The 11,432-nt window shown below is 68.4% G+C and carries 12 protein-coding genes and 1 pseudogene; 8 read left to right on the top strand and 5 right to left on the bottom strand.

Annotation, left to right across the window (positions count from 1 at the left end):
• The first annotated feature begins 102 nt into the window (after nucleotides 1-102).
• The 6 genes from AB4Y67_RS01515 to AB4Y67_RS01540 all read left to right on the top strand — a co-directional run bounded on the left by AB4Y67_RS01515 (nucleotide 103) and on the right by AB4Y67_RS01540 (nucleotide 5,344).
• Nucleotides 103-975: a helix-turn-helix transcriptional regulator gene (locus tag AB4Y67_RS01515; RefSeq protein WP_441404050.1), complete on the top strand. Its 873-nt coding sequence runs from the start codon at nucleotides 103-105 to the stop codon at nucleotides 973-975.
• On the top strand, nucleotides 975-2,438 hold the full coding sequence (gene sufB / locus AB4Y67_RS01520; protein ID WP_441404051.1) for a Fe-S cluster assembly protein SufB: 1,464 nt from the start codon (nucleotides 975-977) through the stop codon (nucleotides 2,436-2,438). The genes AB4Y67_RS01515 and sufB overlap by 1 nt, the downstream gene beginning before the upstream one ends.
• Nucleotides 2,438-3,724 carry a Fe-S cluster assembly protein SufD gene (sufD, locus tag AB4Y67_RS01525; RefSeq protein WP_441404052.1) on the top strand — a complete coding sequence of 429 codons (1,287 nt, stop codon included), beginning with the start codon at nucleotides 2,438-2,440 and terminating at the stop codon, nucleotides 3,722-3,724. The genes sufB and sufD overlap by 1 nt, the downstream gene beginning before the upstream one ends.
• Nucleotides 3,725-3,751: 27 nt before the next feature.
• The gene (locus AB4Y67_RS01530) at nucleotides 3,752-4,111 is read left to right on the top strand and encodes a non-heme iron oxygenase ferredoxin subunit (RefSeq protein WP_346925524.1); all 360 of its coding nucleotides are present in this window, start codon (nucleotides 3,752-3,754) and stop codon (nucleotides 4,109-4,111) included.
• Between the two features lie 89 nt (nucleotides 4,112-4,200).
• Nucleotides 4,201-4,998: a Fe-S cluster assembly ATPase SufC gene (gene sufC / locus AB4Y67_RS01535; protein ID WP_056434015.1), complete on the top strand. Its 798-nt coding sequence runs from the start codon at nucleotides 4,201-4,203 to the stop codon at nucleotides 4,996-4,998.
• Nucleotides 4,999-5,011: 13 nt separating this feature from the next.
• Nucleotides 5,012-5,344 (top strand): metal-sulfur cluster assembly factor, encoded by a 333-nt coding sequence (locus tag AB4Y67_RS01540; protein WP_441404053.1) that lies wholly within the window; start codon nucleotides 5,012-5,014, stop codon nucleotides 5,342-5,344.
• A 133-nt stretch (nucleotides 5,345-5,477) separates the two neighbouring features.
• On the opposite strand, the gene ypfJ is transcribed toward AB4Y67_RS01540, so the two are convergent.
• Nucleotides 5,478-6,365, bottom strand: a complete 888-nt coding sequence (gene ypfJ / locus AB4Y67_RS01545; RefSeq protein ID WP_441404054.1) for a KPN_02809 family neutral zinc metallopeptidase — start codon at nucleotides 6,363-6,365, stop codon at nucleotides 5,478-5,480.
• A 58-nt stretch (nucleotides 6,366-6,423) separates the two neighbouring features.
• Between ypfJ and AB4Y67_RS01550 the strand changes: the two genes are divergently transcribed.
• Both AB4Y67_RS01550 and AB4Y67_RS01555 read left to right on the top strand, forming a co-directional pair.
• Nucleotides 6,424-7,836 (top strand): class I adenylate-forming enzyme family protein, encoded by a 1,413-nt coding sequence (locus AB4Y67_RS01550; protein ID WP_441404055.1) that lies wholly within the window; start codon nucleotides 6,424-6,426, stop codon nucleotides 7,834-7,836.
• Nucleotides 7,829-9,046 (top strand): thiolase family protein, encoded by a 1,218-nt coding sequence (locus AB4Y67_RS01555; protein WP_441404056.1) that lies wholly within the window; start codon nucleotides 7,829-7,831, stop codon nucleotides 9,044-9,046. The genes AB4Y67_RS01550 and AB4Y67_RS01555 overlap by 8 nt, the downstream gene beginning before the upstream one ends.
• Before the next feature lie 253 nt (nucleotides 9,047-9,299).
• Here AB4Y67_RS01555 and AB4Y67_RS01560 read toward each other — a convergent pair whose 3' ends face one another.
• The 4 genes and pseudogenes from AB4Y67_RS01560 to AB4Y67_RS01575 all read right to left on the bottom strand — a co-directional run bounded on the left by AB4Y67_RS01560 (nucleotide 9,300) and on the right by AB4Y67_RS01575 (nucleotide 11,424).
• Nucleotides 9,300-9,971, bottom strand: coding sequence for an energy-coupling factor transporter transmembrane component T family protein (locus AB4Y67_RS01560; protein ID WP_441404057.1), 672 nt, complete (start codon nucleotides 9,969-9,971; stop codon nucleotides 9,300-9,302).
• On the bottom strand, nucleotides 9,968-10,279 hold the full coding sequence (locus AB4Y67_RS01565) for a hypothetical protein (RefSeq protein WP_441404319.1): 312 nt from the start codon (nucleotides 10,277-10,279) through the stop codon (nucleotides 9,968-9,970). Before AB4Y67_RS01565 ends, AB4Y67_RS01560 begins: the two co-directional genes overlap by 4 nt.
• Nucleotides 10,277-10,618, bottom strand: a pseudogene (locus AB4Y67_RS01570) (ATP-binding cassette domain-containing protein); the annotation flags it as partial. The pseudogene AB4Y67_RS01570 and the gene AB4Y67_RS01565, both read right to left, overlap by 3 nt.
• Nucleotides 10,619-10,716: 98 nt before the next feature.
• The gene (locus AB4Y67_RS01575) at nucleotides 10,717-11,424 is read right to left on the bottom strand and encodes a biotin transporter BioY (RefSeq protein WP_441404058.1); all 708 of its coding nucleotides are present in this window, start codon (nucleotides 11,422-11,424) and stop codon (nucleotides 10,717-10,719) included.
• Nucleotides 11,425-11,432 lie beyond the last annotated feature (8 nt).

Below are 11,432 nucleotides of genomic sequence, written 5' to 3' on the forward strand. Positions count from 1 at the left end.
ACGCCCGGGCCGGGGGTGGCCGCATCCGCCGGCTGCCCGGAGGGTAGCCATGCCTTACTGGATCAGGGGACTAAATTAGGACATGATTGTGTTGTGTATTCCATGAGCACCTCGACTTCTGCCGCGCCCGCCGCGCCCGCCGTGCCCGGCCGCCCGCGCGTGGCGTCGGCGTCCCCTTCCGGGACGGCGGGGTCCCTGGCGGCACAGGCAGCTACCGCCTTCCCGGCGGCCGACGCCGAGGAACGCACCCGGGACCGTGTACTGAACGCAGTCCTGGAACATGGCCCCATCAGCGCCGCCGAACTTGGCGATCTGCTCGGCTTTACCCCGGCCGCTGTCCGCCGGCACCTTGACCACCTTTCACGCGACGGTGTGATCGAAGTCAAGCGCGCCACCCGTGCCGGCGCGGGCGCCGGGCGCCCCGCCCGCCGCTACGTGCTCAGCTCCCAGGGCCAGTCCACGCTCGGGAACGACTACCTGGACATTGCCACCCTGGCGCTGCAGCGCCTCGGCGAAATGGCAGGCCCCGAAGCCGTGCGGCAGTTCGCCGTCGAGCGTTTCGGCGACATGGAGCGCCGCTACGCACCCGAAATCGACGCGGCCGGGCCGGACATCACCGCCCGCGCGCAGGCACTCTCCGCGGCGCTCAGCCGGGACGGATTCGTCGCCTCCACTGCGTCGATCGAAGCCAAGGCACCCCTGCCGGCGGCGCTCTCCAGCGTCCAGCTGTGCCAGGGCCACTGTCCCATCCAGCAGCTGGCCGCACAGTTCCCGGTGTTCTGCGACGTGGAAACCGACGTGTTCGCCCGGCTGGTCGGCGTCGACGTCCGCCGGCTTTCCACGCTGGCGCGCGGCGGCCACGTCTGCACCACCCACATACCTACAGGCCGTCCGGCGGCACCGGGGCTCCACAGCCCCGCCGCCACGCCGGGCAGCCTGGACGAAGTATCCAACCATCTGCAAGAAAGGCCGTGATGACGGACCAACTATCAGAGAAGAAGGTTGCTGAATCTACTGTGATTTCGGAGATTCTCGAAAAGAATCCCGAGCTCCACGGAATCGGCACCTATGAGTACGGCTGGTCCGACAAGAACGACGTCGGCGCCAACGCCCGCCGTGGTATCAACGAGGACGTCGTGCGTGACATCTCGGCCAAGAAGAACGAGCCGGAATGGATGCTGGACCTGCGCCTGAAGGGCCTGAAGTACTTCGACCGCAAGCCCATGCCCACCTGGGGTGCAGACCTCTCCGGCATCGACTTCGACAACATCAAGTACTTCGTGCGCTCCACCGAGAAGCAGGCCGCCACCTGGGAAGACCTGCCCGAGGACATCCGGAACACATACGAGAAGCTGGGCATCCCGGAAGCCGAGCGCAGCCGCCTCGTCTCCGGCGTCGCGGCCCAGTACGAATCCGAGGTTGTGTACCACCAGATCCGCGAGGACCTGGAAGCCCAGGGCGTCATCTTCCTGGACACCGACACCGCGCTGCGGGAGCACCCGGAGATCTTCCAGGAGTACTTCGGCACGATCATCCCGGTGGGCGACAACAAGTTCGCCTCGCTGAACACCTCCGTCTGGTCCGGCGGTTCCTTCGTGTACGTCCCCAAGGGCGTCCACGTGGACATCCCGCTGCAGGCCTACTTCCGCATCAACACGGAAAACATGGGCCAGTTCGAGCGCACGCTGATCATCGCCGATGAGGACTCCTACGTCCACTACATCGAAGGCTGCACCGCGCCGATCTACACCTCGGACTCGCTGCACTCCGCCGTCGTGGAGATCGTTGTGAAGAAGGGCGCCCGCGTCCGCTACACGACCATCCAGAACTGGTCCACGAACGTGTACAACCTGGTCACCAAGCGCGCCATCTGCGAAGAGGGCGCCACCATGGAGTGGATCGATGGCAACATCGGCTCCAAGGTCACCATGAAGTACCCGGCCGTCTACCTTGTCGGCGAGGGCGCCAAGGGCGAGACCCTGTCCATCGCGTTCGCCGGCGAAGGCCAGCACCAGGACACCGGCTCCAAGATGGTCCACATCGCGCCCAACACCAAGAGCTCGATCATCTCCAAGTCCGTGGCCCGCGGCGGCGGCCGTGCCGCCTACCGCGGCCTGGTCCAGGTCCGCGAAGGCGCCAAGCACTCGGCCAACACGGTCCGCTGTGACGCCCTGCTGGTGGACACCATCAGCCGCTCGGACACGTACCCGTACATCGACATCCGCGAGGATGACGTCACCATGGGGCACGAGGCCACGGTCTCGCGGGTCAGCGAAGAACAGCTGTTCTACCTGATGTCCCGCGGCATGCGCGAGGACGAGGCCATGGCGATGATCGTCCGCGGCTTCATCGAGCCGATTGCCCGTGAGCTGCCGATGGAATACGCCCTCGAGCTGAACCGCCTGATTGAACTGCAGATGGAAGGATCGGTCGGTTAATGACTGACATCACTACTGAAAAGGCCCGCATCGGCGCGCCGTCAGCCCAGCCGTTCATCAACGGTTTCACCGAGGAAGGCGAGAGCCTTTCACCGCTGAACGCCGCGGAGTCCAAGTCCCCGCTGGCCGGCGAGGCCGTCAAGCGGCACTCGCACGGCGGCGGCGTCGGCGTTCCGGACAGCTCACGCGCCGGCCGCCTGACCTCTTACCAGCTGGCGGACTTCAAGCCGCTGACCGGCATGGAGGAGGACTGGCGGTTCACCCCGCTCAAGCGCCTCCGCGGCCTGCACACCGAGGTCCTCAGCGGCGCCGCGCCCTCCGTGGCCGTCACCGCTCCGGACAGCGTCCGGGTCGAAACCGTGGGCCGGGACGATGCCCGCATCGGCTCCGCCGCGATCCCCGAGGACCGTGTGTCCGCGAACGCCTGGGAGAACTTCACCGAGGCCACCGTCATCACGGTTCCCGCCGAGGTCCAGGCCGAAGGGGAAGTCAGCGTCCTGCTGACCGGCCAGGGCACCGGGGCTTCCGCCCAGCACATCGTGATTGTCGCGGAGAAGTTCTCCAAGGCCGTCGTCGTCCTGGACCACCAGGGCACCGCCGTCGTCTCGGAGAACATCGAGATCCTCGTGGAGGACGGCGCGCAGCTCACCGTCATCTCGCTCCAGGAGTGGAACGACGACGCCGTGCACGCCTCCTCCCAGCAGGCGAAGCTTGGCCGCGACGCCAAGTTCAAGCACATCGTCGTCAGCCTCGGCGGCGACCTCGTCCGCGTCACGCCGTCGGCCCGCTTCACCGCCCCCGGCGCCGAAGTTGAACTGTTCGGCCTGTACTTCGCCGACGCCGGCCAGCACCTGGAGCAGCGCCTCTTCGTCGACCACGCCGTCGCCAACTGCAAGTCCAACGTCCTTTACAAGGGCGCCCTGCAGGGCCGCAACGCGCACACCGTCTGGGTGGGCGACGTCTTGATCCGCAAGGAAGCAGAAGGCACCGACACGTACGAGGCCAACCGCAACCTGGTCCTCACCGACGGCGCCCGCGCCGATTCTGTGCCGAACCTGGAAATCGAGACCGGCCTGATCGCCGGCGCCGGCCACGCCAGCGCCACCGGACGGTTCGATGACCAGCACCTGTTCTACCTGATGGCCCGCGGCATTCCGGAAGAGGTGGCCCGCCGTCTGGTGGTCCGCGGCTTCCTGAACGAGATCATTCAGAAGATCAACGTTCCGGCGATCGAAGAGCGCCTCACGGACGCCGTCGAGCGTGAACTCGCGGCAACGAACCACTAGAGAAGACAGAAGCACGGGAAAGCATCAATGACTGAACAGCCAAGAGGCGAGCTCGTCTGCAACGCCAGTGAGATCCAACTCAAGCAGGCGCTGCGGATCCTGGTCGACGACTACCCTGTCGCGATCGTCAAGGACTCGATGGGCGAAATCCATGCCATCGGTGACACCTGCTCGCACGCCGACATCTCCCTTTCCGAGGGCGAAGTGGAAGGCTGCATGATCGAGTGCTGGGGCCACGGCTCCCAGTTCGATCTGCGCAGCGGCGAGCCGCTCCAGCTGCCGGCCTATGATCCTGTTCCCGTCTTCGCAGTGACCGTACTTGACGACGAGGTCTATGTGGACTTCACCAATGTCGTGAACGGCGCCGCGGCTCCGAACTTCAGCTAGCTGCCTGCAGCCGGCAACCCGCACAACAGAACTTATCGACAAGAAACCGCACGGTGCCGAAGGGCACGGTGCAGAGGAGAACAAGGCACATGTCTACTCTTGAGATCAAGGACCTGCACGTCAGCATTGACACCGAGCAGGGCACGAAGGAAATCCTGAAGGGCGTCAGCCTGACCATCCGGACCGGCGAGACGCACGCCATCATGGGCCCGAACGGTTCCGGCAAGTCCACCCTGGCGTCCACCATCGCCGGGCACCCGCGCTACAACGTCACCTCCGGCACCATCACGCTGGACGGCGAAGACGTCCTTGCGATGAGCGTCGACGAGCGCGCCCGCGCCGGCATGTTCCTGGCCATGCAGTACCCGGTCGAGGTTCCCGGCGTCAGCATGACCAACTTCCTGCGCACCGCCAAGACGGCCATCGACGGCGAAGCACCCAAGCTGCGCACGTGGACGAAGGACGTCAAGGCCGCCATGGCCCAGCTCCGCATCGACGCCGACTTCACCCAGCGCAACGTCAACGAGGGCTTCTCCGGCGGCGAGAAGAAGCGCGTCGAAATCCTCCAGCTGGAGCTGTTCAAGCCGAAGTTCGCCATCCTCGACGAGACCGACTCCGGCCTGGACGTTGACGCACTCAAGGTTGTCTCCGAGGGCGTCAACCGCGCCCACGCCGAAGGCAACATGGGCACCCTGCTCATCACGCACTACACCCGCATCCTGCGCTACATCAAGCCGGACTTCGTACACGTGTTCGTTGACGGCCAGGTTGTCGAAGAGGGCGGCCCGGAACTTGCCGACCGCCTCGAAGAAGAAGGCTACGACCGCTACGCCACCGGCGCCGGGGCAGCCACCATCGCTGCCGCTGACGCTGCAGCCCAGGCCTAGTTAGGACTTCACAATGACCGAACTCAATGTGGCCCGCACGGGCCTCGAGGATGTCGAAGAGGCACTCAAGGATGTGATCGACCCTGAACTGGGGGTGAACATCGTTGACCTCGGCCTGCTGTACGGCCTCAAGTACTCAGACGACGACGGCGCCCTGCTGATCGACATGACGCTCACCACGGCCGCGTGCCCGCTCACCGACGTGATCGAGGAGCAGGTCGGCAAGGCCCTGGACGGGGTCGTCGACGACTGGCGCCTCAACTGGGTGTGGATGCCGCCGTGGGGTCCGGAACGGATCACCGAGGACGGCCGCGACCAGATGCGCGCCCTCGGCTTCAACATCTAGAACTCCCCTTATGGCGGCGGCCGGTCACCTTCCACGGAAGGTGMCCGGCCGTCGTCGTTCTATCGATTGCTCCGCAACCGCCCTTTTGGCAGCCCATGACGGCAGTTACGGAGCATCCGACGGCGCTACGGTGTCAGGGGGTGGCGACGGCGAACGTGTCGCACTGGTTGATGTCGCCGGTCGAGTAGCCCTGGTAGAACCATTTCTGCCGCTGGGCGCTGGAGCCGTGAGTCCAGGCCTCGGGGGAGACCCGGCCGGTAGCGGCCTGCTGGATCCGGTCGTCACCGACGGCGGAGGCGGCGGAAAGGGCATCCTGCAGGTCCCGCTCCGTCAGCGGCTCCAGAAACGGCAGCCCGGTCTTGGGATCCTGCTGGGTCGTGGCGTAGCGGACCCAGAGGCCGGCATAGCAGTCAGCCTGCAGCTCCACCCGGACAGCCCCGGATTCCGGTCCCTGCGGGTCCTGCTGGGCCCGGTCCAGGTTCCCCAGCACGTTCTGGATGTGGTGGCCGAATTCGTGCGCCACGACGTATTCCTGCGCGAGGGGTCCGCCGGAGGAGCCGAAGCGGTCCACGAGTTCCTGGAAGAAGCCCGGGTCGAAGTACGCGGTGGAGTCGGCGGGGCAGTAGAACGGGCCCACTTCCGACGTCGCCGAGCCGCAGCCGGTGTTGGTGGCCCTGTCGAAGATCACGGTTTCCGGCTGCGGGTACTGCCTGTTGAATTGGGCCAGGTAGGCGGGCCAGAAGGCGTTCAGGCTGTTGACCGTTCCGGTGATGCGGCAGTCGAGCCGGGCATCGGCGTCGGCGCCCGTCGTGCAGGCCGGGGCGGTGCCCTGGCTCTGCGATCCGGGATCCTGCGTGCCGGCGCCCAGGCCCTCCAGCAGACTCGGATTGATGCCGAGCAGCACCGCGATCAGCAGGACGATGCCGCCGCCGATCCCGCCCCCGACTTTGACGCCGCGGCCCATGCCGCGACGGTCCTGGACCTGCGAGGGATCCAGTTGAACATTGTCGTTGAAACTCATGCTGTCACAATATCGCGTGCCGGCTTCCGGGCGGCCTGCGGCCGGTAAAGTTGGTCTGATGCCTTTCCTCGACAGACTTCAGCGCTGGGCCGATGACCGCCCCGACGGGACCGCCGTCGTCGTGGCCGGGCAACGCCTGAGCTGGGAAGAGTTGCGCGACACGGCCGCCGGGCTGGTGCCGGACGCGCCCACTGTGACCGTGCTGTCGGAGGAGAACTCCCTGCACTTCGCCGCCGCGTTCGCATCCGGCGTTGCAGGGGAGCGGCAGTGTGCCGTGCTGGACCCGTCGTGGCCGGCGCAGCTGCAGGACGGGATCCGGGACCGGATCCGCGGCCTGTCTATTCGATCGGGCGGGGCGGCCGCGGCGTCCGCGACGGAGCTCGCCGACGGGCCCCCGGACACTCCGTTCCTGATCGGCCTGACTTCCGGGACCACGTCCGTCCCCAAGGCCTTCAGCCGCTCTCGAAGGTCCTGGCAGTTGTCCTTTGACGCGTCGGTCGAGTTTTTTGGCCTGACCTCGGACGACAAGACCCTGGCGCCCGGTCCCCTCGCTGCCAGCCTGAACCTGTATGCCCTGGCCGAATGCCTGTACGCCGGCTCGGAGTTCCACACCCTGTCCGGGTTCGACGTCGGCGACGCCCACGCCGCGGTCAGCCATGACGGCATCACCCGGCTGGTGCTCGTCCCCACGATGCTGCGGCTCCTCAGCGAGCGGGGACTGAGCGGAGGGGTGGACGCCTCCGGCATCAGGAGCATCATCTGCGCCGGGTCAAAACTGGACGCCCGGACCCTCGAGGCGGCCCGCCGCTGGGCACCCAACGCGACCATCTTCGAGTACTACGGCGCCTCGGAACTCAGCTTCGTCTCCGGGGCCGGACTCCCGCCCGGGCAGCAGCCGGAGCAGCGCGGAACCGGGATCGGGCGGCCGTTTCCCGGCGTCGAGATCCGCATCCTCGACGACGACGGAGCCGAGCTGCCGGACGGCGCCGACGGCAACATCAGTGTCCGCAGCGGCATGGTGAGCAACGGGTATCTCTGGGGCGACGACGGCCAGGCCCTGCAGAGCTTCGACGGCTGGCACACGGTGGGGGACCAGGGCTACCTCGACGGCGGGACCCTGCACATGCTGGGCCGCCGCTCCGACATGATCATCACCGCCGGCACCAACGTCTACCCGCACGAGGTGGAGCTGGCGCTGGCGTCCGTGCCGGGCGTGGCCGCCGCCGTGGCCGCCGGCCAGGCAGACGATCTCCGCGGCCAGAAGGTCGTCGCCGGCATCGTTCCCTCCCACGGCGGCGTGACTGCCACCCAGGTGAAGGCCGGCGTGGAGGACGTGCTGGCGCGGAACAAGCGGCCCCTGGAGTACTTCGCCCTGGCCGAGCTGCCCCTGACAGACCGCGGCAAGCTCAGCCGCGAACTGCTGCTCGCCTGGATCGCACGCAACGACCCGCGGATCCGGCGCCTTGGCTGAGCAGCAGCGGATTCTGCCCGACGACCGGCAGCCCGTCATCATCGCGGCACGGCGCACCCCCGTCTGCCGCGCCAACGGCGCCCTGAAGACCTGGCACGCCCACGAACTACTCGCCCCCGTGCTCTGCAGCCTGCTGGCCGACGCCGGAGCCGCCCCGGAATCGGTCGCGGACGTAGTGATCGGCAACGCCGTGGGCGGCGGCGGAAACGTGGCCCGGCTCGCGGCCCTCGAAGCCGGGCTGCCGGTCAGCGTCCCCGGTGTCACGGTGGACCGGCAGTGCGGCTCCGGACTCGACGCGATCGTGCTGGCCGCCCAGCTCGTGGCAGCCGGGGGCAGCGGCCTGTACCTGGCCGGCGGGGTGGAAAGCATCAGCACGGCACCGCTGCGCGCCCGCCGGAGTGCCCTGGGCGACCCCGAGTTCTTTTCGCGGGCGCAGTTCGCCCCCAAGGGCCTCGGCGATCCGGACATGGGAGTGGCCGCAGAGAATGTGGCCGCCCATTTCGGCATCAGCCGGGAGCGGCAGGATGAGCTGGCCTTGCGCAGCCACCGGCGTGCCCTGGCGTCCGCCGCCGCCGGGATGTTCGACGCCGAGATCGTTCAGCTCCCCGGAGCTCCCGTACCGGACGGCGCTGTTGGCACCGGAGGCGGCACGGTGTCAGCCGACGATGGGCCGCGCCCGGGGTTGACCGCAGCTGTGCTGGCCCGATTCCCACCGGTGTTCGCCGAGGGCGGCACCGTCACCGCAGGGAACTCCTGCTTTGACGCGGACGGGGCCGCCGCCGCCGTGATCACCTCGGTGCAGCGGGCCCGCGAACTGGGGGCCGCCGACGGATTCCTGGTGCGCGGCACGGACACGGCGGGCGTGGACCCGCAGCTGCTGGGCATCGGGGCCGCCGCGGCTGCCGAACGTCTGTTGGAGCGGTGTGGCGTCACGTCCGCCGGGGTGGGGCTCGTCGAGTTCAACGAGGCCTTCGCGTCGCAGACCCTGGCATGCTTGGATTGCCTCGGCATCGCGCCGGAACGCGCCAACCTCGACGGCGGCGCCCTGGCCCTGGGCCACGCCTACGGAGCATCCGGCGCGGTGCTGGTGACCCGGCTGCTGGCGCAGGCCCGCCGCAACCCGGTCGAGGGGCAACTGGCGCTGGCGATGATCAGCATCGCCGGGGGCATGGGAACCGCCGCGCTGCTGGAGTACCGGAGCATTTCCTAGCTGCTTCTCCCGGTCACTTCACCCGGGCACCGCGGGACATGCCCATTCCTAGGCCCGGCCAGTGGACATACCGGGCTTATGTGCAGTGGCCGCGCGCTGGGGAGCGCATGTCCAGTGCTTCAGAGGCTGCTGGGCTCAGACCCGCACCACGCCACCGGGGGACATGCCCATTCCTGGGCCCGGCCAGCGGACATACCGGGCTTATGTCCAGCGGCCGCGCGCTGGGGAGGGCATGTCCAGTGGTGATGCCTTGCTAGGGGACGGCGTGTCCCGTGGCGGGGGTGGCAGGAGGTGCATGCTCCTCGGTCTCGGCTTCGCCCAGGCCGCGGGCCGCGAGGGCGTCTCCGGTCTGCCGGGCGAAGGCCACCGTGGTGATAAAGACCGGAAGAATCAGCGCCCGGGGGTTGCGCTCCAGGCCGCGGGCACGGGCGGAGTCGCGGACATCGCTGAACGCGCCCGCGATGAACGGGATGCTGCGCAGCATGATCGCGATCGTCAGGGCGAACCGCTCCGGGTCCGCACCGAAGCGGCGGAACGGCGTAGCCAGGGAAGCTACCCCGTCCAGCAGCCGCTGCACCGGAGTGGTGGCGGTGAGGATCGATGCCGCCACGATGCAGACCAGCACGTTGAGCACAATCCGCGCCGCCGTGGGCCCGCCGAACTGCCACCACTGGAACAGGCCGATGGCAGCGAGGACGGGCAGCACGGGCCGGACCGCCCGGAACAGCCGCGGGAAGCCTGCCCCGCTGAGCAGGAACAGGGCGCACATCAGCACCAGGACCCCAGCCGCTACGGCCCAGTCCACAATCAGGAACGACGCCATGCCGCAGCCGAGGACCAGCAGGAACTTCAGCCACAGCGGTGCGCGGTGCAGCAGGGAGTTCCCGGGCACGTAGTTGGCGAGCAGGAATCCGTGGCCGCTCACAGCTGCTCCTGGCGCGGCTTTTCCAGCTCTCCGCCGGGGGCCGCGGGAACCGCCGCGCAGAGCTCGCGGTAATGCGCGACGGCGGCGGCCGGACCGCCGTCGAACACCACCGCCCCGGCGTCGACAACGAGGACCCGGTCCAGGTCCAGCGCGAGTTCCAGGTCGTGCGTGGAAAGGAAGATCTGCTGGCTGAGCCCGGCCAGCGTGCGCCGGAGCAGCTCCCTGTTGCGCAGGTCGAGCAGGGTGGACGGCTCGTCGAGGACCAGCACTTCCGGGTCAACGGCGAGAACCGCCGCGAGGGCCAGCAGCTGCCGTTCACCGCCGGAAAGCTCATAGATGCTCTGGTCGGCCAGCGGCAGCAGGCCGAAGCGGTCCAGGGTTGCCTCCGCCTGGCGGCTGCGTTCGCGGGAATTACGGACCGAACGCCGGAGTGACAGCTCGACATCCTCCCGCCCCGTCGGCATCACCAGCTGGGACAGGGGATCGGTGAACACGAAGCCGACACGCCGCCGTACTTCCCGCACCGCGCGGACCGTATCCGAGCCGTCCACCGTGACGGTTCCGCTGCTCGGCGCCACGAGCCCGTTGAGGAGCCGCAGCAGGGTGGACTTGCCGGAACCGTTGGCGCCGATCACGCCGATCCGCTGCTCTGTGAGCCGCAGGCTCAGCTCCTCCAGCAGGATCTTGGGCGCAGGGCGGCCGTCGACGGCGACCCGCACCGCAACCCGGTCCAGGACGATGGTGCTCACGGCCGGCTGTCCGCCTCGGCGCCGGGAGCGGCCGCGGCGGGTACGGGACGGGGCGTCCCGGCGGCCCGGACCCTGCGGATGAGCAGATCCGGGAACGCCTTGTGCAGCGCCAGGGCAACGGTCACGGCCACTGCGTTCTTGATCACATCGCCGGGGTAGAAAACCAGGTCGGCGAGGAACGCCTTGGAGAAGTCCAGCTTCGCGTTGACCATCATTCCCAGGATGCCGAGGCCGTGGATGAAGATGATGCTGCTCACCATTGCGGAAGCGAAAAGGAGGAGCGCACGGAGCTTGCCGGGACGGCCCGCAGTGCGGCGGAGCACGACGACGGTCAGCCAGCCCACAGCCGTAGCCGCGAACACGAACCCGATGATGTAGCCCGCGGAGGGGCCGGCGAGGACGCCGAGTCCGCTGCGGCCGCCGCTGAAGATCGGCAGCCCGGCGAGCCCGAGGAGGACGTAGAGCCCGACGGCGGCGAAAGCCCTGCCGGGGCCCAGCGCAAGGCCGGTGAGCATCACGGCGAGCGTCTGAAGGGTGATGGGGACACCGAGGCCGCCCACCGGGATGGCGGCGATCAGGGCTGATCCTGCGACGAGCGCGGCGAAGACGGCGATCAGGCCCAGGTCGGTGGCGTCCCAGCGGTTGCGGCGCCGGGCGGGAGCGGCGGCGTGGGCGGCGGCAGCGGCGCCGTCGGTCTGTGTCATGGGAGTTC

It is taken from the genome of Arthrobacter sp. YAF17 (assembly GCF_052113365.1).
GTDB lineage: Bacteria > Actinomycetota > Actinomycetes > Actinomycetales > Micrococcaceae > Arthrobacter.